The following is a 21,902-nucleotide window of genomic DNA, read 5'->3' as shown; positions in this document are numbered from 1 at the left end:
ATATCTACAGGAGGGATGTATACTTATTGAGTATTTCACTATCAAAGTTTCTTTTTTAGAAAAACCAGATTACTGCTAAGCTAAAATCCAACCCAATTTTATATCAGGCACATAAATTTCTTAGAACGTACTGCAAAATACCTCCATTTTTATAGTACTCTAATTCATCAGCGGTATCGATACGGCATAAGGTTTGAATTTGTTCTACTTGGCCATCCGCACGCTCTATTGTTACTGGGATCATTGAACCAGGTTTTAATGAGTCAGACACATCGATACTAATTCGTTCATCTCCTTTTAGATTCAAAGTCTTACGTGTCATATCATTGCAAAATTGTAAAGGTAAAACCCCCATCCCAATTAAATTAGAACGATGGATACGTTCAAAGCTTTCGGTAATTACTGCCTTAACCCCAAGTAAATTAGTGCCTTTTGCCGCCCAATCTCTTGATGATCCTGTACCGTATTCCTTTCCTGCAATGATAACGAGATCATGATGATGTTGCTGATAGAGCATCGCCGCATCATAAATTGGCATGATTTCACCTGAGGGGATATAACGTGTAATTCCTCCTTCTTGGCCAGGGGTCATTTCGTTGCGAATACGAATATTTGCAAAAGTACCCCGCATCATTACTTCATGGTTACCACGTCGAGAACCATAAGAATTGAATTCTTTTTCATCCACTCCTTTAGATTTTAAATATAAACCCGCGGGAGAGTTCGCTTTAATTGAGCCTGCAGGAGAGATATGATCAGTAGTAATTGAGTCACCAAACAGAGCTAGGACATAAGCTTGTTTGATTGGCTTAATTGGATCTGGTTTGGCTTTTAAGTTATCAAAAAATGGTGGATGTTGGATGTAAGTTGAGTCCTCATTCCATTCATAAGTCTTACCGCTACTGGTTTTAATTGCTTGCCAATGCTCGTCACCACGAAATACTTCGGAATATTCTTTGCGGAACATACTGCCTGTAACTTTTGATACTTCAGCGGCAATTTCTGCATTTGAGGGCCAAATATCTTTCAAATAGACAGCGTTACCATGATCATCTTGGCCTATTGGTTCTTTACTGAGATCAATCGTCGTTGTTCCACATAATGCATAGATAACAACTAAAGGTGGAGAAGCTAACCAGTTTGCTCTAACTTGAGGATGAACTCGTCCTTCAAAATTACGATTTCCTGATAAAACTGCAGAAACAACCAGATCATTATCACTGATGCAGTGAGAAATTGCATCAGGAAGTGGGCCTGAATTACCGATACAAGTTGTACAACCATAGCCTACTAAATTAAAACCCAATTGATCTAAATAAGATTGTAACCCAGCTTGTTTAAGATAATCAGTAACAACTTTGGAGCCTGGAGCTAAAGAGGATTTAACCCAAGGTTTACGCTTAAGTCCTTTTTCAACTGCTTTTTTAGCGACTAGACCTGCGGCCATGAGCACGCTTGGATTGGATGTGTTAGTACAACTGGTGATCGCAGCAATAGCTACATTTCCATGTTTCATTTGAAAATCATGATTTTTAACTGTAAATGAAGTATCTTTCTCGTTTTCTTTGCCCGCTTCTTTAAGGAAGTTAGAAAATTCAACAGGTAATGTGCTAAGAGTTACTTTATCCTGAGGTCTTTTGGGGCCTGCTAACGAAGGTACAATAGTACTTAAATCAAGTTCTAATGTATCAGTAAACACGGGATCTTCACTATCTTTGTCATACCACATGCCTTGAGCTTTAGCATAGGCTTCAACTAGGGCGACAGTATGTTTATCGCGTCCTGTTAAATCGAGATAACGAATGGTTTCCTTATCTATTGGGAAAAATCCACATGTTGCTCCATATTCAGGGGCCATATTAGAAATAGTTGCTCGATCAGCGAGTGGCAAATCACTCAAACCAGGGCCATAAAACTCAACAAACTTGCCAACAACACCTTTTTTTCTAAGCATTTGTGTTACAGTAAGTACGAGATCAGTTGCCGTGATCCCTTCTTTCATTTTTCCAGATAATTTAAATCCGATCACTTCGGGTATGAGCATCGATACAGGTTGTCCTAACATTGCTGCTTCTGCTTCGATGCCGCCCACTCCCCAACCTAAAATACCGAGACCATTAATCATAGTTGTATGAGAATCGGTTCCAACCAGGGTATCTGGATAAGCATATAAATTGCCATTATCATCACTGCTCCATACAGTTTGCCCCAGGTATTCAAGATTTACTTGATGGCAGATGCCCGTTCCTGGTGGAACAACTTGAAAATTATCAAAAGCTTTTTGTCCCCAACGTAAAAACTCATAGCGCTCTTTATTACGCTTTAGTTCAATTTCGGTATTGACTGTTAAAGCATCCTGAGTCCCAAATTTATCTACCATTACTGAATGGTCAATAACCAAATCAACCGGAGAAAGTGGGGAAATTTTATCGGGATTACCTCCCATTTTTGCAATCGCAGCACGCATGGCAGCGAGGTCAACTACAGCAGGTACCCCCGTAAAATCCTGCATGAGCACGCGCGCAGGTCTAAATGCAATTTCATGCTGCGATGTTTTCTTATGCAACCATTCTGCAATGGCTTTAATGTCCTTGGTAGTAACAGTATTGTCATCTTCAAAGCGTAATAGATTTTCTAGAAGAACTTTTAGAGAGTACGGGAGACGATTAATACCTTTAAAATGTTTATGCTCAGCTTCCTTTACACTAAAATAATGATATGTTTTATCGTCTACTTGCAATACGCATTTTGTTGACAAGCTGTCACGACCTACTTTCATAAAAAGCTCCTGAAATCAAAAATTGAATGATAGCTCAAATTTAAGAAAATTCCATGAGATCTTATAAAATTCACTTTAGCTTTTTACATTGGGGTAGTGTATACGGGGGTATCAAAAGTATATTCAGAGGTATCAAGCTCTTGCATTTCATCAAAGTTTAGAGAAGGTTTGATTAATTTTGCTCCTGTTTGGAAAATAATTTTCTCTTCAAGTTTTTTTGAAGTCGTATCAAGGGACTCTGGTGTTAATAAATAAAGACAAGCGGGGGCTAATAAGGTAATTCCAATAGGTAAAAGTATGGCTCCGATAAGTGGGTTAAATGCAAAGGCAGCTAAAGATGCTAGGATAAGGGCTGCACCTAAGACAGCGGTGGCGATTGAAATGTTCTGGTTTATAGGGTCTTTTTTTATTACATCATTAATTCCAACAGGATAATATTTGAAATTATGATAATTATTTGTATAAAAAAGAGTAGATTCAGGTTTGGATAAACAATGAAATAAGGCCTTAGCGAAACGGTTGTATTGATCTATTATTTGTTCTCGCTCATAAGACTCAAGGTTTTTCTTTAATGCGGTTTCAAAATCATTAATGCGAGCATTTAACATCTCAAAGAAAAATTCTGTTTGTTCCTCTGTTAGTTGTTTTTGCGCTAACAAATTTTTAGCAGCGTTAATTTTTTCTACTGCGGTTGTGTGAGAGTTCTTTTGAAAAAAAGGCATGATAATTTCTCCGCGATTAATGTAGGCACAGGTTAGCACTAGAAGTTAAATCAGAAATAGATTCTTTGATTAAATTTTACACTTAAGTAATATTTATTAACTTCACCTTAATTATTTTAAGATAAAGTTCACAAATCAATTATCAACAAACCTATTGTTACATTTAGAATTATCGATTATAAATTATTTTGTGAACTATTTCGGATCAATAAATGAAGGAAAAAATAATTCTAATTACTGGATGTTCAAGTGGTATTGGCTTTGATGCTGCATTTGCTTTAAAAAAAAGAGGGCATAGAGTAATTGGCTCATGTAGAAAAAAAGAAGATGTTGAAAAGTTATTAAACATTGGACTTGAGGCCGTTCAGCTGGATGTTTCTGATTCATCTTCGATTCAAAGCGCCTTTGAAAAGGTGCTCGCCCAAACAGAAGGGCGAATAGATGTTTTAATTAATAATGCGGGATATGGTCAAGCAGGAGCTTTGGAGGATATTACTCGTGATGTATTGCGTGCTCAGTTTGAAACAAATGTCTTCGGTTTGGTTGAACTTACAAACCTAGCTATTCCTATTATGCGTCAACAGGGACATGGTCGTATTATTAATATTAGTTCCATACTGGGGATTATTAGTATGCCTTTTCGTGGTGCATACAATGCTTCAAAATATGCCGTAGAAGGTGTCAGTGATACCTTAAGGCTAGAATTACAATCATCAGGAATTGATGTTATTACTGTGGAACCAGGGCCTATAGAGAGCCGTTTCAGGGATAATTGTGTTGATAATTCTTTAAATTATATAGATAAACAACATAGTTATTTTAGCAAGCAATATGAGCGTATGTTAGAGGAATTTAAACAGAAAAAATCTGCTTCTATTTTTACTAGGCAGCCAGATGCGGTGATCAAAAAATTGCATCACGCAATAGAGTCTAAAAGACCTAAAGCAAAATACCCGATCACTATTCCTTCTCATTTAATGATTTTTCTAAAAAGAATTTTAACTACCAAGATGCTTGATAAAATTCTTTCATCCACTTCTAAAAAAGAGTTATCGTAAAAATTGTGACTCATACTTTATAATCTATTCTACATGCCTCATGAAAATTTTTAAGAAAAGTATAGGGGCTGTTGACTATTCATTCAGTATCTTACGACTGTGATTTATGCCCGGAAGTTCCATAAAGTTGAAAACTAAAAAAATGCTTTTGATCCTTGCTTTGCTTGGGGTGTTTGGGTTTAGCAAGCGCGAGGCGCTGTTTCGAATCCTAGGATAGAGCTTTAGCGACCCTCATTCTAAGTACCTACTGGATCTTCAGTGCATAAGCAGAACACGCAAGAGAGCAGAATAAATTGTCAAAAACCCTATTAATAACTCAAATTTTTTATTAAAAAAAGAAGCAAAATCTTAATTTATTTGCTAATATCTAATTGGGTTAAAAAATCATTAACTATCAAGGAAGTAAAAATTATGAAAAAATCAACAATGGCGGTAGCCGCACTACTAACTGTATTAGCAGCTCCTGTAGTTTCTGTTGCTTATGCAGATGCTTCTACTCCAGCTACTTCAAGCTCTTGCAATGGTTGTAAAGGTTGTAAAGGTTGCAACGGTTGTAAAGGTTGTACTGGCTGCAAAGGTTGTAAGGGTTGCAAAGGCTGTGGTGGTTGCTCTGGTGACTAATCAGCAGTTTTATTCTGTAAAGAGGTAGTTTCTACTACCTCTTCATTACCTTGTCTTCTCTTAATGTAGTAAGGATATGATTATTCACTCAGAATTCAATTTACCCCAACTTAGCAGATGGCATAAAAAAGTTTATTTAGGCTATGCGCAACAAGTTTTAGAAGCACAACAATTAATGACCTCTAACAAAGGGAAAAGCATTCTTCATTATACCTTAAAAAATAAACGACGTTTTGAGCGAATGAATCATTATCCACAAGGAGACCGTATCGATCATAAAACTGGAGCGCAATATTTTTATCACTGTCACCGTGAAAATTACGAAAGTACGGAGCATGGCCATTTTCATTGTTTTTTACGTTATAAACATATTCCTAAAAGCATCAAACCCGCGCCTTTAACAGATTGGGATAGATACATTGACAATCCTATGACACATTTGGTAGCGATCGGCATGAATCAATTTGGGCAACCAATTCGCTTATTTACTGTAAATCGATGGGTAACCTCTGAAATTTGGTATGACTCTGAACACGCTGCTCGTCTGATAAAACGCTACAAAATGACTTTAATTAATGATCCATATTGGCAAGTACTTGACAAATGGGTAGAAGGAATTCTTCATCTATTTACCCCTCAGATTTTATGGTTACATCAAGAACGTGATAAGAGGATTTTGCAGCATCAAGCAAATTGCTCGGCTGAAAATGTATATATGGATTATGAGCTTGAAGAACTGTCAGAGATATCAATTGACTTGAAAAATCAAATAGAATGGATTATTGGTTAAGAACCACCCTAAAAGTAGCAACCGTTATGTATTTAGTAGCCATAATTTTGGGCTATTTCGGAAAATGATTTATAATTAAAGTAATCTATGTACGTTCTATATGAAAAATAGCTAATTTATTTGAGCTGTTTTTATCTTATTTCGTTTAGCGATATTTAAGAAGCACACGAATGCTTTTTTATGTCGAATTCACGTTAATTAATCTGTACTATAATTTACATGCAAATTAAATTTATCGGAGTATTTGCATGTCTTCCTACGCAAAAAACAAACCTCAAGAGGATATTGATTCTATTCATCAATACTATATGGAAATTATTAATTCAATGCCCAATATTGTTTATTGGTTGGACACTAATTGTAATTTGAAAGGATGTAACAATAACTTTATAAAATTACTAGGACTAAATACCCTTCAAGATTTGGATGGTACTCCTTATCAACAGATGGAGGCATTTGGCCATTGGGATAAAGATAGAGTAGAAGAGTTAAAACTGGATGATATGAAAGTAATTTTTTCGGGTATTCCACAACATAATGTACAAGAAAAACCCATTAGAGATGACTCAGGTAAGAATTATTACTTTCAATCTTCACGTATACCAATGCATAATAGTAATAAAGACTTAATTGGTTTGATTGTTATTTTGAATTATTTAACGCCTAATGACGAGATTGAAGTACATACAAAAAGTGTTCAAAATGTAGAGCAAGTTTCAAAAGAAAACTATTTGCCTAAAATTCTTATGGTAGAAGATAATATTATCGCACAGAATGTTGAAAAAGCATTATTAACCGCTCTAAATTGTCAGGTAGATATTGCAAGTTCAGCAGATAGTGCTGTGGAGTTGTTCTATCCAGGAAAATATGATTTGGTGTTGATGGATATAGGATTAGAAGATTCTTCTGGTTATATAGTGGCAAAGCAGTTGCGACAAAAGGAAAGAGAAACACAACATCATGTGCCTATTATTGCCTTAACAGGCTTTGAAGCAGATGTAGTAAAATATGATTGTCAGCATTATTTTATGGAAGGTGCAATTAGCAAGCCATTAACTTGTGAGCAAGCAGAGCAGATTATTAAACATTATGTATATCACATGGATGTTCCGGTGCGAGGTTTGAAGACAATTTAGTATCCTGCTATGATGCTTCCTTTTTAAGAAAATTATTTTATGAGTAATCATTTGCTGCAAAATGAACGAATCTTATCTTTAGATGTGTTTCGTGGTTTGACAATGGCGCTTATGGTCTTAGTAAATAGTTTGGGAACGAGGATTTCTTACCCTATTTTACTGCATTCAGAATGGAATGGTTGTACTTTAGCTGATTTTGTATTTCCCAGTTTTTTATTTATAGTAGGGATGACCACAGTTATTAGTCTAAAAAGACACGTAAAAGAAGAAAGTAAGGCCGAAGTTTATTATAGCATTTTTAAGCGTACTATTATCTTATTTTTATTAGGCATTTTCCTGAATGTTTTTCCTAAAAATATTGATATATCATCAATACGAATTTATGGTATTTTGCAACGCATCGCTCTTTGTTATTTAATTTGTGCTTTTATTTATTTACATACAACAATAAGAACTCAAATTTTTATTTTTTGGGGCATATTGTTGGGTTATTGGTATTTTTTGGTTCATATTCATTTGCCAGGTATAGGAATGAATCAATTAACCATAACACGAAATTGGGTTGGTTATGTCGATCAGTTACTTCTTTCACCCTCACACTTATTATTTAGAAATTTTGATCCCGAAGGGCTTTTAAGTACTATCCCTTCTGTTGCGACAACTCTATCTGGTCTTATTGCAGGAAGTTTATTGTTGGCTCAGATTCAAAAACAAAAGAAATGTATTCTAATGATTGCAGCAGGTCTATTCTTTCTTCTATTAGCATGGTTATGGAGTTACAGCTTTCCCATAAATAAGAATTTGTGGACAAGCTCTTTTGTTTTATGGTGCAGCGGATTTTCACTTATTGTCTTTAGTTTCTGTTATTTTATTATTGATATAATAGGATATAACAAATGGTCCTTACCTTTTAAGATTCTTGGAATGAATGCATTATTTATTTTTGTTTTGCATGTGATGTTATTAAAAATCCAATCTTTTTTCTTATTACCATTGCCAGATGGTACGCAAGATATAGTACGAGTAGCGATTGCAGAATATTTGTTCGGTAATTTTAACCCTAAAAATGCGGGTTTGTTTTATTCTTTAATGTTTCTTTTCTTAAATTTTTTAGTGGCCGCATTTTTATATTGGCGAAAAATTTTTATAAAAATATAGGTGTATTAACAATTGTTTTTTTAAGACCGGCTGGATGCTGCGAACAAGTCCTGATACATTAAAATGTCTATTAGAGTAAATTTCAAGACAATTGTTTTATTATTATTCGTTCAAAATAGCAATTAAAGGGAAACCATATAGGGCTGGGTTTAACCTTCCTCATGTTCTTAAAATAATGGATTTATAGTGCAATCGATCTACCTTATCAAGGGTTATATATTGTTCATTCTTTATGAGTTAGCTATAATTCTAAATTAAATTAAGTAATATGAAGTTAATGGAGTTGCCTTAGATGCCAATTTATGAATATCAATGTACAAGTTGTCATCACCATTTTGACTTGATGCAAAAAATCAGTGACGATCCAATAAAACAATGTCCCGTTTGTTATAAGGATACCGTAGTTAAATTGGTTTCCGCTGCTGGTTTCCAATTGAAGGGTACTGGATGGTATGCTACTGACTTTAAAAACAAAAGCAGTAAGTCAGAAGAGGGAGGAGGAGCTAAGAAAGATGACTCTTCTGCCACAGTTCAGGCAAAGGAGACTACTGCATCTAAAACAACACAAGATGGTGATACTAAGTGAAAACACTGTCATTAAGACGCTATTTACTTGCTGGATTAGTGGTATGGCTACCCATACTTATTACCATTGGTGTGTTACGATTCATTATTGACTTGCTTGATAATACATTAGCTTTAATTCCTAAAGTCTATCAGCCTGAACAATTGATAGGACATCATATTCCTGGTCTAGGAGTTATTTTATCATTAGTGATATTGCTAGTCACAGGAGTAGTCGCTACTAATTATTTTGGCCAAAGACTGGTTGCATGGGGTGAGTCTATTCTTTCAAAAATCCCCTTGGTGCGTTCAATTTATAAAACAGTCAAGCAAGTAATTAATGCGGTTGTATCAACAAACAGCGAAGCCTTTCGTAAAGTAGTCATCATTGAATACCCGCGCAAAGGATTATGGAGTATTGCTTTTCAAACTGGAACAGCAAATAGCCCAATTAATGATAAAATAAAAGATACACTAATTTCTGTATTTATACCTACTACTCCTAATCCCACTTCGGGTTTTCTGATGATGATTCCTAAGCGAGATGTTGTAGAGTTGGATATGAGTATTGATGAAGCACTAAAATTTATAATTTCTTTAGGAGTAATGCCGCCTACACCAAGTGCAGCATTACTGGCAACAAGTTAATAAATATTTATATAGGCGGTTTTTATATGCGCACACACCATTGTTTAGAGGTTAATGAATTAAGTTTAGGGAAAGAAGTGATTGTATGCGGCTGGATTCATAATCGTCGTGACCATGGTGGAGTAATATTTTTAGATATTCGTGATAGCTCAGGCTTATTGCAAGTGGTGTATGAGCCAGAAAATGTAAACGCTTTTTGTGATGCAGAAAAGCTTCGTTCCGAATTTGTAGTACGAGTGACGGGTCTTGTTCGTCAACGACCTGCTGGTATGATTAATGAAGCCATGGCAACTGGAACAGTTGAAGTAGTTGGTACGCAACTGGAAATTCTAAATCAATCACCTACACCTCCATTCTTGCCTGATGATTTTCAGATGGTTAATGAAGACTTGCGCTATAAATACCGCTACATTGATTTGCGACGTCCTGCTATGAAGCATAAGCTAACTGTACGACACCAGTTAAATAGCTGTATTCGTACCTATCTTAACGAGCAAAATTTCCTTGATATTGAAACCCCCATGTTAACGAAGGCGACACCTGAAGGGGCACGTGATTATTTAGTACCTTCAAGAGTACATCCTGGTCAATTCTATGCGCTACCGCAATCGCCACAACTATTCAAACAATTATTAATGATTTCAGGATTTGACAAATACTATCAGATCGTTCGTTGTTTTCGTGATGAAGATCTGCGTGCTGATAGACAACCTGAATTTACACAGCTTGATATTGAAATGGCTTTTATTGATGAAGAGAATATTTTAAATCTTATTGAGGGCTTACTAAAAACCGTATTTAAGCAAATCCTTAATGTGGATTTACCTGAAAAACTCAACAGAATGCCTTATGCTGAAGCAATGAGGCGCTTTGGTAGTGATAAACCAGACTTGCGTAACCCTTTAGAGCTTGTCGATGTAGCAGATTTAGTAAAAGAATCTGATTTCAAAGTATTTTCAGTTGCTGCGAATGATGCTGACTCAAGAGTTGTTGCCTTAAAGTTACCTGGAGGTTGCGATCTTAGTAGAAAAGATTTGGATGATTATGGACGTTTTGTTTCTATTTACGGGGCTAAGGGACTTGCTTATATTAAAGTAAATAATCTGGATGAAGGAATGACAGGGCTACAATCGCCGATTTTGAAGTTCCTTCCAGAGGATGCCGTTAGTGCTATTTTACATCGTACAGAAGCCAAAACAGGTGATGTTATTTTCTTTGGTGCTGATAAAAATCATATAGTCAATGAATCTATGGGAGCATTGCGAATTAAATTAGGGCATGACAAAAAATTGCTCAAAGAAAGTTGGGAATTGTTATGGATTATTGATTGGCCAATGTTTGAGCGGGATTACGAGAGTAACAAATTAAGTCCTATGCATCATCCTTTTACTTCACCAAAAGATTTGGACCCTAATAATTTGCACGCCAACCCTACCCATACATTAGCCAAAGCTTATGATATAGTAATTAATGGCTATGAAATTGGTGGTGGATCGATACGTATTCACCAATCAGAGTTACAAAAAGCAGTGTTTGAATTACTTGGAATTAATGAACAAGAAGCTCAGGAAAAATTTGGCTTTTTACTAGATGCTTTACAATATGGAGCTCCGCCACATGGAGGAATAGCGCTTGGCATCGACCGTTTAGCTATGTTATTAACAGATTCAACATCCATTAGAGATGTAATTGCTTTTCCTAAAACTCAAACAGCATCGTGTCCTTTAACGAGTGCACCGTCACCTACGGGTAGTGCACAACTAACAGAATTAGGAATAAGACTTGCTCCAACTACGCAAACTAAATAACATATTAGGAGGAGGATGTCTGTTAGCGATGAGAAGCAACAACATACGTCCTTCCTCCATGAGTTACTTTAAGCAACTCGCTTTGCAAGTAATGTCCAGAAGTCGAAAATTCGCCACTTTTGCATTCTTTTTGTTTTTTGGTTGTTCATTATACGCGGCAACCACCTCAGCGCCTGTAAAGAATCCTACCACTTTCATCGAGTACTTAACCCAAGAAAAAACACATTTGATTGCGTCAATTCAGGAAACCACGCAACCAATAACTCTGAAAAATGAAAAAGAATACGCTGCTAAAATGAAGCAGGTATCCTCAATACTTACAATGATAGATGTTAAAATAAAAAGCTTAGAGGGTTTTCTTGAGCATGAGAATAAAGAACAGAGCTACTTAAATCAGCGTTTAAAGCTTCTGCAGCAATTACCTATTATTAAAGAAGACACCACGATTCCTGAACGGGTTGCAAGGGTAGAAAATTTACTTTTAATTAATAAACAAACCATAGAGCTCACTACTGATAATTTAAAACTTGCAAATGATTATCAATCGGCGCTTACTGAGGAAATAAAGAACTTAGAGCTTTGGCATTCAAATTTTGTTCTTGAACAAAAGTTAGTACAAATAAGAACCTTAAAAGAAAAGCTTAATCGACAACTGCTTGAGCTTTATGAAAATATTAACAATCAGCCTGATAAGCGCTCTAAGCAAGCACCCTTATCTTCATCTGATTATGAAGCAAAGCTACTGATTAATAATCAAAATATTGCTGTTGTTCAAAATCGTATTAATGCCTTAAACATTCAAAGAACGCTTGTTAAAGGGGATATGATTTTTCTTAAAAATCCTGATACAAAAAATTTACAATTAATTACTGATATTTATAAAGATGCATTAAATCAATATTCCAAGATTGAAAAATCTTTACGGCAAATAAATACTTTTCTTGAGAATGAAGCCAAACTAGTTAATGCTGCTAGTTTGAAGCAATCGATTAGTTCGTTACAGAAAACTTTAACTCAAGAGATCAATGACTCAAACAAACAAAAACAACTTTTGGTTAAAAGTTTAACAGACTATCAAACACAACTTAAAAAATTGATGTCTTCAAGACAAACTCTGGCTGATTATAACATTAATAGTTGGCCACTTATTCTTAATAAGATAGCCGCGATTCCTGGTTTATTTTATAAATATATAAAGATATTAAGTTTAAAAGTTTATGATAGTTATTTATGGTTAAGTCCTTTATCTGTGGTCGTGTTATGGAGTGGGTTTGTAATAATAGCGGTTATTTCATTTTTAATAAGCCGTTTCTTAAAAACTTTAGGTAGAGATAAAGAACGATCACGTTTAACCGGTTACTTATACGATGGGGTGCTGGTTTTAGTACAAAGAAATATACCTTATCTTTGTATCGTGTCTATGTTGTGGATTTTGCTCGCTATTACTCATATTTCCTTCGCGAATTATCAATTATTATTTAAATTAATTGCGGTATGGTTCACTTTTAAAATTTTAATTTTAATTGCCCGTTTAGTTTTATTAGAGCGAATAACAGACTCTTCGGGAAAAGATGTTAAATTGTATTACCGTTTAAAATGGTTATTGCTTTTCGGTGGATGGACAACCGCTTTAATGACAATTGGTCATTTACTTCCTCTGTCTATTTTAATTCAGGATATATTTAACCGATTATTTATGTTGTTTATTTTGACCGTATCTTTGGTTGCCTGGAAAAGTAAAGACGTCATTCCTTATCTACTTCGACCTTTGTTAAATAGTCAGAAACGATATGTTAGAAATGCTATTTCTTTATTGGTTATTTTAGTGCCAATCACCGTGTTTTCTACTGCTGTAATTGGATTATTTGGGTTTACTAATTTAGCGTGGAGCATGAGTTTATATCAAGCATATGCTTTACTAGTATTGGTAGGTTATATTCTCGCACGAGGATTACTCTTTGATGCCCTTGAATTGTTTTCTGAATTAATGATTTCCTCATTACGAAATGGATGGCTATGGATTGAGGTTTTTTTAAAGCCTATAGACAATATAATGCGGATTTTATTGCTTATTACAAGTATTCTAGTTTTATTTCAATTATTTGGTTGGCATTCTGACTCTTTAGTCATGATTAATTTAGGAAAATTTGCGCAATATGCGATTGTTAATTTTCCTGGTATTCATATTACTGTATATAGCACAATCGAGTTTTTTATGCTCCTTGCATTTTTTGCTTGGGCTTCAAAGTGGACTCGAGAGTTTTGTTATCGATGGGTCTATAAAAATACAAAAGATCCAGGAATACGTCACAGCCTTTCGGTCTTTAGCCAATATGCAGTAGTTCTTTTAGGTGGTTTTGTAACACTCCATGTACTGGGATTTGATTTTAGCGGGATGTCAATGATCATTGGAGGCTTAGCTGTAGGTATGGGATTTGGCTTACGGGATTTTGCCAGCAATATTGTCGGGGGCCTTATGCTTCTTATTGAAAGACCAGTAAGAGAAGGTGATTTAGTCACTATAGGGGAGCATGAAGGACGAGTTGCTCATATTGGTATTCGTTCCATGCGTGTTTCTTCATGGGATAATATGGAAGTGTTAATTCCTAATGCAGAAACTTTTAATAAACCTTTTACGAACTGGACACACCAAGACAGTATTGTCAGAACAGTTTTTCCTATAAAAGTGAGCCGTTCAGATGATCCAGTGATGATTCAACAAATTATCCTAGATGTTTTGGCAACTACCCCAGAAATTGTTGCTGATCCGCCTGCTCAGGTTTTTCTCAAGAAAATCGATGAGGCACTGCTTGAATTTGAAGCACGCTATTTTATCAATGTGCAAATTCATACTCGTTTTGAAGTACGATCTAAAGTGTTGTTTGCTATTATGGCTCAATTTAAAGCGGCAAATGTAAAACCTCCTATTGAACCTATTGCAGTTGAGATTAAAGAGAAAGAGGGACATAATGATTTCACTGCTAAAAAACACACCACCACAAACTGAAACTGAATTAATGGAACGTTGCTCAAGTATCGCTGGACTTAGTTTGACTCAATTAAGTTTGAGCTTAGATTTATTGATTCCAATTGATTCTCATCAACGAAAAGGGTGGGTTGGACAGGCGATTGAATTAGCTTTAGGAGCCAACGCCTTTAACAAATCATTACCGGATTTCAAAGATTTAGGCATAGAACTTAAAACTCTTCCTATTGGGAAATCTGGAAGACCTACTGAATCCACCTTTATTACATCTATTCCTTTACTAACAATTCATCAACAACAATGGAAAACGTCACAATGTTATGCGAAGCTCAAAAGGATTTTATGGATTCCTATAGAAGGGGATACGGAGATTCCTTATCCACACCGAAGGATTGGCCAAGGCTTTTTATGGTCTCCAGGCATAGAACAAGAGCGTATTCTCGCGGCTGATTGGAATTATTTAACATTACAAATCAGCACTGGGAATCTTGAAGCTCTTGATGCAAAATCAGGAGATTATTTACAAGTTAGACCTAAAGCTGCAAACGGAAGATCCTTATGCTATGGATTTGATAGTCATGGCAATAAAATCAAAACATTACCACGCGGATTTTACCTAAGAAGTAGTTTTACCGCAAAAATCTTGGGATAATTGTAAAGCCCCATTTTTCTCCTTAAGCATTGATGTCTCTCTAGAGAGCCTGCCGGGATTTTGACAAAAAGGATGGTTTTATTTTTAAATCAGTCAATTGTCGGTTATGACACAATCGATCAGCAATATTAATTTATAAAAAAAGCCTATCACCCTTGCTGCAAAATAGCTGTGGAGGTACTTCCTTAAAATTGCTTGCCAAACTTGACTCCATACACTATTTCATTAGAACTGTTTTGCACAATATCAAAACTAATATTAGGTGTGATTTCAGTTGTTGTGGTTGAGGTATAACTCAGATAAAAAGTTAAAATAATTTTTAAATTTATTCATTTTTTACCTACTACCATAGGATTATTTTTACACAAATATTACCTATCCTGTATTGTAATATGTACTATAATTTAACGATCAACGTATTTATCAGAGGTTTTTATGGCTAAGTTTAAAACTATTGGCACACAACCCAGAAGTACAAATTTAACAAACTTACCATCCTTTAATTTAGGAACAAATGTAAAGACTCGAAAACAATCCTATGACGCCTTTCAAACTGATTCTAAATTACAACAACTCACAGCGCAGGATAGAAAAGCTGGAGTAAGAGTCTATAGTTCGCTACCGGAACAAGATATTAGCGCGACATTATCAAGAAAAGACGGTTATGCGATTCCTCCATCGGAAAGACATAAAACAAGAGAGCGAGTCATTGCAAGTAAAGCGCATTATATTGCTAATAGCTCTGGTGATTTTCACCCACAAAATCCTGTAAGTGCAACGATGTTAACATCGTGTGCCCCTAATTTAAGAAAATCAAATAATATCCCTGAAAACCCCAATGATTATAAAAGTTTTATTAAGTCCAATGGTAATTTGAATGCTGATGCCTACAGAGAAGAAATGAAAAAAGTTTGGACTCGATTCTTTTTTGCAGCGAATGAAGAAGCAAAACGTACGGGTAAAAGAATAGATGTTATCACTCCTTTGGCTGGCGGTGGGGCTTATCTAGATGGTTTACCACCTGCAGAAAAAGAGAAAGCCAAGCGTATTATTGCAGAAACAATGATAGAAGCGGCCAATAATCCGTCTTTTCAAAATATTGGAGAAATTCATCTCTCTATCCCTAATCAGCCGGATGGAAGTGATTCACCCGATTTCGCTTTAATTGAAGATGTAATGTCTAAATCTACCTCTCAAAAATCGGTTACTTTAAGCAATACAGACATGCTGACATTGGGGCGGCATATGACTCAATCTGGCAAAGAAATTGCTATTTGTAATCCAGGTTCAGATCATGTGCCCGGTGGTGGAGCCTATAATGATCGTGGTAGAAAATTGTCCAATGGCAGTCATAGTTATGATCGCCAAAGAGGAGCAAGTCCTAATAATCCAGGGGAGTTTAATAGCCATCCCAAAGCTCTTGAAGAACAGTTGGGGCAGGTATCTAACTTTCTATACGTACAAAATAAAGATCAAAATCCCAGCCATTTTGATTTTGTTAAAATACCATCGACAATATTGAGTACCCCAGCCCCAGCACAACCTAAAGCTGCGGTGGCTTCTCCAGTAACTTCACCTAATATTCCCACGGCTCGGGCAACCAGCACCTCTTCTATCAAATTCTTTACTGATAATCAGCGAAGCACTAAGGATGGAACACCATGTTATGAGGTTTCCTCCCCAGACCTTGCCAAAGTAGATGCTCTTGCACAACAATTAACACAAGCACACATACATGTATATGAAAAATTTCAAGATAAGCAGGGCTACTGGCGTCTTAAATTTGAAAACAGTCCTCACTCGCTTAATTTTGTAAATAATTTGATGAGTCACCAACCAACGCATGGTCAAAAAATTTCTCCTTCTCAACAAAATCATCCACACTTTCAGAGATCTTTAGCGAAAATCCTTTATACATTGGGTCCGTCATCCTCCACTGACTCTCAATCAAGCCCCAAAGACTCACTAAAAGAAATCGCATCAGCGGTTAAAAGTCAGATTAAAGGCGTTCATGAAACAGTATGGATTTTTCCCAAAGAGAAAAATTACTTTTTTTCATTTAAAGACAAGAAACAAGCAGAAGCATTTGCCCAAGAAATATTTAAAGCTAATATAGGTAGCACAACTCATGTGGGTCAACCTAAAACAGTACAAAAAAACAAAGAAGGCTATTTTGGAGTTTATTTAACTGATCAGCAATATTCTCAATTGGAATCTGGTTTAAAACAAGGAGCATTTAGTAAAAGTGGTATATCTATTCCATCAAGAACTCTAGACGTCCAAATCACCCATAAAAACGGGATGTATCAATTAGTTTTTAATTCAAAAAAATTAGATCTGGCTGATGATTTTTTACGGGCGCAAGTAAAAGATGGTGGTGGAGGATATTTTGATAGTGACTATCAAAACCTATCAAACAGTAGGGCTAAAAATCAAGATTTTGTCATGGAATTCTCATCAATAACGTCACTTAAGAATGCCATTAACGCGCTTAGCAATACAAATTTTAAAAATGATATGGAGTCAATAGTTTCTGAATTTGAATCATCAAATAATAAATTTAGCATTTAAAATAATTAAAATGATTTTATTGTAAAATAAAAATAATATTTCTCTAAACAGAGATATTAATAAATATCTATCTGACATCCTACACCTGCGTCTTTTTTGCTAAAAATAGGGTTTTACCGCATAGTGGCAATGAACGAAATATACTCCAGAAAATTTTAGTTAAAATCAACTTGGAAACTTGATTCTTGAACTGTTTTACTTCCAACACCTCGAGAATCAGGATTTGAGCCGCCAAATAATGTTTGAGGTGTAGATATAAGAAGAGCAGCCAATTTTGATTCGTTCAACTTCGTTTCTTCCTCGGTAATAGAGGAGTCTTCGGGTGCGAATTTCTTAGCTTGGCTAAGCGCTTCTTCTATATGAAACGAGTTAAACATACTCAATCCTATTATTACCATTAAAAATGCTCATAATTTTAACTTACTTTATAATCTCTATCTCATAATAATCTCTATCTCATGATTTATGTTTGAGCCATGACATATATTTTGATACACTGCGACACGATTCAAGCCATCATGAGCATAATTAAATACATTGATAAAATTTTAAGACATATATAATCATTCGTGTTCACAAAATTATAAAAAAATATTTTGAATACTTAACTTTCCTCCGCGGCTTGCCACAGAGGTATTTAAACTTAGAGGCTTCCTATGAAACCATTCCAAAAAATATTTGCTAATAAACTTGAGAGAGAAATAAATACTTTCTTAAAAAATAATGTAAAGCAGCAAGGCCGATTTTTTTCTACAAAAACAGAAAGTTATGTTAAGGGGATTGGGATAGATAACCATGAGTTGAATCTTAAAACTTCATTGGTTATAAAGGAAGAAAAAAATGATATTCCTACTTGTATGAACGGGGTGGGGATAGATAATTATGAGCCGACGCCAAAAACATTGTTAAGTAAGCATTCCATCTGTGTAAATGGAGTTGGGGTAGATAACTATGAACCGAATTTGCAACCGTCTTTCTTCGCAAAGCAGGAAAAAAATGATATTCCTACTTATGTGAATGGAATTGGGATGGATAATTATGAACCAACTTTCTCTAAATAAGCTTAGGGGAGTTTCTGTTGAGGCTGCCACTGTTGGCACTTTGCTAAAGTAACTGGAGCAATGAAGATCCAATCGCTACTTAGAGCCATTCAATCTAAGTAGCACTTTAAGGATTTCGTCATTTTCGCGCAAGCGGAATCTATAAAAATTGCTTTAGTAGATCATTTATATTCTAAAAATGTACAAATACCGATATAATTACATGGCTGTTAAGATTTCATTCAGCTAATACCAGTTATTTATTCTATTAAGAAGATGTATCATGTTATCCAGTTTATTTCGGTTGCCGCTTGTACCACTCATTGTTATTTCATTATTGGGATGCTGTATGGAAATCGACATTTCCTTACCCAGTTTTCCTAGCATTATGACTTATTTCGGTAGCACAGAAGCACAAGTTCAAAGTACATTAAGTCTTAATTTTTTGGCATTTTGTCTTTCTGGATTGTTGTATGGACCATTATCAGAATCTTGGGGTAGGCGAGGTTTAATGATTTTTGGTGCAACTTGCTTCTTGATTGGAGCAGTTGGTTGCGTATTTTCATTTTCTATATATCAATTAATGTTTTGGCGCTTTATCCAAGGCTTAGGTGCTAGTAGTACTTTAGTGATGGGTTTTGCTATGATCTCCGATCGGTATAGTGGCGAAGTGGCTGCAAATTACATTGGTAAAATTAACGCTTACGTTACTATTTTTATGGCCGCAGCCCCCATTTTAGGGAGCGCTATTATCAATTATTTTACTTGGCGAGCGAATTTTACCTTCGTTGCAATCATTGCTTTGATTTCCTGGCTTTTTTTGATCTGGCAATTGCCGGAAACTAAAATCAACAAACAACCTTTAAATATTTTGACTCTATTTAAAGATTATTGGACAGTTTTCTCACATGGTAAATTTTTAATTTATGCCAGTATGCCTAATATGTTAGTTACGGCTTATTTAACATTTGTTGGTAGCGCTTCTTTTTATTATATTAATACGTCTAAATTATCATATTTCCAATTCGCCATGCAACAAGGATTAATTGTATTGCTATTCTCACTTACTAGTTTTTATGCTGATAAAGTGATCGCAAAAATTGGAAGTCGAAAAGCGGTTAATTTGGGGATGATGTGTTGCACAATAGCCATTGTGCTTTTCACTTATTTTGCATTCCAGTATCCAGATTCTCCACGGCTGATTACATTTGCAATGTGCTGGATGGCGGTAGGCTGTGCTTTTCCAATGAGCGTCACTTTTGCACAATCCTTGGAAATTTTACCTAACCTAAAGGGGACATGCTCTTCATTCATTATGTCCACTCGCTTGTTTGTTTCATCAGGGGCTGTGGCTTTAACTGGACTGCTATTTGATGGCTCGATGCGTCCTGTTGCTCTTGTTATCGATGGTGCTATCATTTTAGGAATAAGCATGTATTTCCTAATAGAACGAATGACAACTTCCAAAGATAGTCTATTGAAAGTAACTTGATGTTTTATTGAGGTTTAAGATAAAACTATATTGATTGAGACAAGGTACTGACGAAAGGATTTAAAATAGCCAGCAGTTTATTTATTTAAGTCGAAAGCACCTGAAGATTATGTCAGCGATGGCGTCAAACATTACAAGCTAGGAGCAAATGAGAGATAGTCAATGATTTTACTGTCAATAAATCGTATTATCAAAATAAATAAATCAGGGATTGGTAGTGATGGCAAAATTAAAGAATAAAATTGCATTAATTACAGGTGGTACCAAATCAATTGGTCTTTCAATTGCAGAGTCATTTTGTAAAAAAGGCGCTACCGTAATTGTAACAGGAAGGCTCTCAAAGCCTGAAGGAGAAAAATTTGCACAATCAATAGGGGCTAGCGATTATCTCCACTTAGATGTTTGTTCTGAACAAAATTGGCAAGAGGTAGCAGAATACATTGAAAACAAATATCATAGACTTGATATCTTAGTGAATAATGCCGGTATAGATTCTGCTCCCAAATCAGATAAACCTCAAGATATAGAAAATTGCTCTCTTGACGATTGGCGAGTTGTTCATGCAGTGAACTTGGATGGAACGTTTTTGGGATGTAAAACGATGATGCCGCTTTTGAAAAAGAGCGCTAATGCGTCAATTATTAATATGGGTTCTCGCTCAGGTTTAGTAGGGATTCCTTCTAATGCTGCTTATGCGTCAAGTAAGGCTGCTATTTTGAATCTTACACGAACAGTAGCTATGCATTGTGCCCAAAAAGACTATCCTATTCGCTGCAATGTTATTGTGCCTGCGGCTATTTTGACTGAAATGTGGAACTCAGAATTTGGCCAGGATGAAGAACGTACTCAACGTATTGAGGCGTACACAAATACAATTCCGCTGAAACGTATGGGACAAGCAAGTGAAGTGGCAAATCTTGCTGTGTTTTTAGCGTCTGATGATTCTTTGTTTATTACAGGCTCCCAATATAATATTGATGGTGGCATTATGGCAGGTAATGGTTCTTATGGATCAAATAAAAATAGTTCTATGCATCGATTTTTTGGATTGCCAAAAATGGGGCTGATAGAAGAAAAAACATCCTCCTCTCAATTGTCTTTCCCATCCATTGAGCAGAGTGAGAATCAGAATAGTTTATGATTTTAACTTAAATAATAATCTTCCGATGATTTGATGAAAAAAATGCTTTAGATCGCTCTCGAAGTAAGGTTCTAACTTTGTTGGTAGAACCAAGCCTCTCACTTGCAGGTTACGAACTGGAAATTTATGAGTAGCTGTTCACATAATGGCATCAACTTAAGGAAAACTGATTCCTATTTTTCTATAGCCCGGATTAGGCAAAGCCGTAATCCGGGGAAAGGCGTGGTACAAAATTTCCGGATTTCGACTGCATCTGACCCGGACTACACGTACTTAAGTTGATACCATTAAGCGTTCACGACTCATGCACCGAAAGGCTATATTTAGCACCTCTTGCGCAAAAATCAATCCTTTCACCAAAAAACAAGCATACTGCCTGAACAGATACATTTATGAAGCTCTCTTTTTAATTCGTCTGTTCTGGGTGCTTTTTTTGCTTCTAAGTATTCAGGTGTAAGCGATAAATAAATTTATTTCTACATCCTTTACGACATTCTGTATTTCTTTGACGCATGTAGATCATGATCTGAAACATAAGAGTCTGGCCTACGTGTATTGTGATATTCTTGGCGCAGATAACCTTTCACTTGACGATTAGAATATTTCTCATGGCCATCTCTAAAAAAACCATGTTTTAAATGACTCATATCAGGATCTTTCATTCGCTTATTTACATATGCTTCTTGTTTTTCAATTGATTTTTCAAATGAAGAAGTATTACCCATATTTTAAGCTC

18 protein-coding genes are annotated in these 21,902 nt (G+C 35.6%); 14 read left to right on the top strand and 4 right to left on the bottom strand.

The genetic code is table 11. The features are described 5' to 3' along the window. Positions 1 to 103 precede the first annotated feature (103 nt). Together acnA and DYH34_RS08950 are read right to left on the bottom strand one after the other, a co-directional pair. Positions 104 to 2,779, bottom strand: a complete 2,676-nt coding sequence (gene acnA / locus DYH34_RS08955; protein WP_058463306.1) for an aconitate hydratase AcnA — start codon at positions 2,777 to 2,779, stop codon at positions 104 to 106. Positions 2,780 to 2,862: 83 nt separating this feature from the next. Beyond that, positions 2,863 to 3,501, bottom strand: a complete 639-nt coding sequence (locus DYH34_RS08950; protein WP_058463305.1) for a lpg1689 family Dot/Icm T4SS effector — start codon at positions 3,499 to 3,501, stop codon at positions 2,863 to 2,865. 212 nt (positions 3,502 to 3,713) lie between these two features. Between DYH34_RS08950 and DYH34_RS08945 the strand changes: the two genes are divergently transcribed. From DYH34_RS08945 to DYH34_RS08895, 11 genes are all read left to right on the top strand, one after another. Then, a complete protein-coding gene (locus DYH34_RS08945) occupies positions 3,714 to 4,559 on the top strand; it encodes an SDR family NAD(P)-dependent oxidoreductase (protein ID WP_058463304.1) in 846 nt (281 codons plus the stop codon). A gap of 411 nt (positions 4,560 to 4,970) precedes the next feature. Beyond that, the gene (locus DYH34_RS08940) at positions 4,971 to 5,180 is read left to right on the top strand and encodes a hypothetical protein (protein ID WP_058463303.1); all 210 of its coding nucleotides are present in this window, start codon (positions 4,971 to 4,973) and stop codon (positions 5,178 to 5,180) included. A 76-nt stretch (positions 5,181 to 5,256) separates the two neighbouring features. Further along, positions 5,257 to 5,970, top strand: coding sequence for a DUF6969 family protein (locus DYH34_RS08935; protein WP_058463302.1), 714 nt, complete (start codon positions 5,257 to 5,259; stop codon positions 5,968 to 5,970). A 248-nt stretch (positions 5,971 to 6,218) separates the two neighbouring features. Next, the gene (locus tag DYH34_RS08930; protein ID WP_058463301.1) at positions 6,219 to 7,106 is read left to right on the top strand and encodes a response regulator; all 888 of its coding nucleotides are present in this window, start codon (positions 6,219 to 6,221) and stop codon (positions 7,104 to 7,106) included. Positions 7,107 to 7,145: 39 nt separating this feature from the next. Next, entirely contained in the window at positions 7,146 to 8,264 is a 1,119-nt protein-coding gene (locus tag DYH34_RS08925) for an acyltransferase family protein (RefSeq protein WP_058463300.1), read from the top strand. A 292-nt stretch (positions 8,265 to 8,556) separates the two neighbouring features. Next, a complete protein-coding gene (locus DYH34_RS08920; RefSeq protein WP_058463299.1) occupies positions 8,557 to 8,850 on the top strand; it encodes an FmdB family zinc ribbon protein in 294 nt (97 codons plus the stop codon). Next, positions 8,847 to 9,476, top strand: a complete 630-nt coding sequence (locus DYH34_RS08915; protein WP_058463298.1) for a DUF502 domain-containing protein — start codon at positions 8,847 to 8,849, stop codon at positions 9,474 to 9,476. Before DYH34_RS08920 ends, DYH34_RS08915 begins: the two co-directional genes overlap by 4 nt. Before the next feature lie 26 nt (positions 9,477 to 9,502). Then, a complete protein-coding gene (gene aspS / locus DYH34_RS08910; protein ID WP_058463297.1) occupies positions 9,503 to 11,284 on the top strand; it encodes an aspartate--tRNA ligase in 1,782 nt (593 codons plus the stop codon). A 91-nt stretch (positions 11,285 to 11,375) separates the two neighbouring features. Beyond that, positions 11,376 to 14,291 carry a mechanosensitive ion channel domain-containing protein gene (locus tag DYH34_RS08905; protein WP_115342661.1) on the top strand — a complete coding sequence of 972 codons (2,916 nt, stop codon included), beginning with the start codon at positions 11,376 to 11,378 and terminating at the stop codon, positions 14,289 to 14,291. Beyond that, positions 14,254 to 14,922: a DNA mismatch repair endonuclease MutH gene (gene mutH, locus DYH34_RS08900; RefSeq protein ID WP_058463295.1), complete on the top strand. Its 669-nt coding sequence runs from the start codon at positions 14,254 to 14,256 to the stop codon at positions 14,920 to 14,922. The genes DYH34_RS08905 and mutH overlap by 38 nt, the downstream gene beginning before the upstream one ends. Before the next feature lie 435 nt (positions 14,923 to 15,357). Beyond that, positions 15,358 to 17,493 (top strand): hypothetical protein, encoded by a 2,136-nt coding sequence (locus DYH34_RS08895; protein ID WP_058463294.1) that lies wholly within the window; start codon positions 15,358 to 15,360, stop codon positions 17,491 to 17,493. Positions 17,494 to 17,648: 155 nt separating this feature from the next. Here the strand turns inward: DYH34_RS08895 and DYH34_RS08890 are convergent, their stop codons facing one another. After that, positions 17,649 to 17,870, bottom strand: a complete 222-nt coding sequence (locus DYH34_RS08890; protein WP_058463293.1) for a hypothetical protein — start codon at positions 17,868 to 17,870, stop codon at positions 17,649 to 17,651. A gap of 279 nt (positions 17,871 to 18,149) precedes the next feature. On the opposite strand from DYH34_RS08890, the gene DYH34_RS08885 reads away from it, so the two are divergent. The 3 genes from DYH34_RS08885 (at position 18,150) to DYH34_RS08875 (ending at position 21,166) form a co-directional block, all read left to right on the top strand. Then, on the top strand, positions 18,150 to 18,554 hold the full coding sequence (locus DYH34_RS08885; RefSeq protein ID WP_058463292.1) for a hypothetical protein: 405 nt from the start codon (positions 18,150 to 18,152) through the stop codon (positions 18,552 to 18,554). A gap of 262 nt (positions 18,555 to 18,816) precedes the next feature. Next, on the top strand, positions 18,817 to 20,025 hold the full coding sequence (locus DYH34_RS08880; RefSeq protein WP_058463291.1) for a multidrug effflux MFS transporter: 1,209 nt from the start codon (positions 18,817 to 18,819) through the stop codon (positions 20,023 to 20,025). Positions 20,026 to 20,245: 220 nt separating this feature from the next. Then, positions 20,246 to 21,166 carry an SDR family NAD(P)-dependent oxidoreductase gene (locus tag DYH34_RS08875; RefSeq protein ID WP_065240082.1) on the top strand — a complete coding sequence of 307 codons (921 nt, stop codon included), beginning with the start codon at positions 20,246 to 20,248 and terminating at the stop codon, positions 21,164 to 21,166. A gap of 485 nt (positions 21,167 to 21,651) precedes the next feature. On the opposite strand, the gene DYH34_RS08870 is transcribed toward DYH34_RS08875, so the two are convergent. After that, positions 21,652 to 21,891, bottom strand: coding sequence for a hypothetical protein (locus DYH34_RS08870; RefSeq protein ID WP_058463290.1), 240 nt, complete (start codon positions 21,889 to 21,891; stop codon positions 21,652 to 21,654). Positions 21,892 to 21,902 lie beyond the last annotated feature (11 nt).

This window comes from Legionella cincinnatiensis, from assembly GCF_900452415.1.
Classification (GTDB): Bacteria; Pseudomonadota; Gammaproteobacteria; order Legionellales; family Legionellaceae; genus Legionella; species Legionella cincinnatiensis.
This window is presented reverse-complemented; position numbering and strand designations above follow the sequence as displayed.

Bases quoted from the DNA above. Each gene is read 5' to 3' on its own strand.
- acnA (WP_058463306.1), bottom strand. From the start codon at position 2,779: ATGAAAGTAGGTCGTGACAGCTTGTCAACAAAATGCGTATTGCAAGTA.
- DYH34_RS08950 (WP_058463305.1), bottom strand. From the start codon at position 3,501: ATGCCTTTTTTTCAAAAGAACTCTCACACAACCGCAGTAGAAAAAATT.
- DYH34_RS08945 (WP_058463304.1), top strand. From the start codon at position 3,714: ATGAAGGAAAAAATAATTCTAATTACTGGATGTTCAAGTGGTATTGGC.
- DYH34_RS08940 (WP_058463303.1), top strand. From the start codon at position 4,971: ATGAAAAAATCAACAATGGCGGTAGCCGCACTACTAACTGTATTAGCA.
- DYH34_RS08935 (WP_058463302.1), top strand. From the start codon at position 5,257: ATGATTATTCACTCAGAATTCAATTTACCCCAACTTAGCAGATGGCAT.
- DYH34_RS08930 (WP_058463301.1), top strand. From the start codon at position 6,219: ATGTCTTCCTACGCAAAAAACAAACCTCAAGAGGATATTGATTCTATT.
- DYH34_RS08925 (WP_058463300.1), top strand. From the start codon at position 7,146: ATGAGTAATCATTTGCTGCAAAATGAACGAATCTTATCTTTAGATGTG.
- DYH34_RS08920 (WP_058463299.1), top strand. From the start codon at position 8,557: ATGCCAATTTATGAATATCAATGTACAAGTTGTCATCACCATTTTGAC.
- aspS (WP_058463297.1), top strand. From the start codon at position 9,503: ATGCGCACACACCATTGTTTAGAGGTTAATGAATTAAGTTTAGGGAAA.
- DYH34_RS08905 (WP_115342661.1), top strand. From the start codon at position 11,376: ATGTCCAGAAGTCGAAAATTCGCCACTTTTGCATTCTTTTTGTTTTTT.
- mutH (WP_058463295.1), top strand. From the start codon at position 14,254: ATGATTTCACTGCTAAAAAACACACCACCACAAACTGAAACTGAATTA.
- DYH34_RS08895 (WP_058463294.1), top strand. From the start codon at position 15,358: ATGGCTAAGTTTAAAACTATTGGCACACAACCCAGAAGTACAAATTTA.
- DYH34_RS08890 (WP_058463293.1), bottom strand. From the start codon at position 17,870: ATGTTTAACTCGTTTCATATAGAAGAAGCGCTTAGCCAAGCTAAGAAA.
- DYH34_RS08885 (WP_058463292.1), top strand. From the start codon at position 18,150: ATGAAACCATTCCAAAAAATATTTGCTAATAAACTTGAGAGAGAAATA.
- DYH34_RS08880 (WP_058463291.1), top strand. From the start codon at position 18,817: ATGTTATCCAGTTTATTTCGGTTGCCGCTTGTACCACTCATTGTTATT.
- DYH34_RS08875 (WP_065240082.1), top strand. From the start codon at position 20,246: ATGGCAAAATTAAAGAATAAAATTGCATTAATTACAGGTGGTACCAAA.
- DYH34_RS08870 (WP_058463290.1), bottom strand. From the start codon at position 21,891: ATGGGTAATACTTCTTCATTTGAAAAATCAATTGAAAAACAAGAAGCA.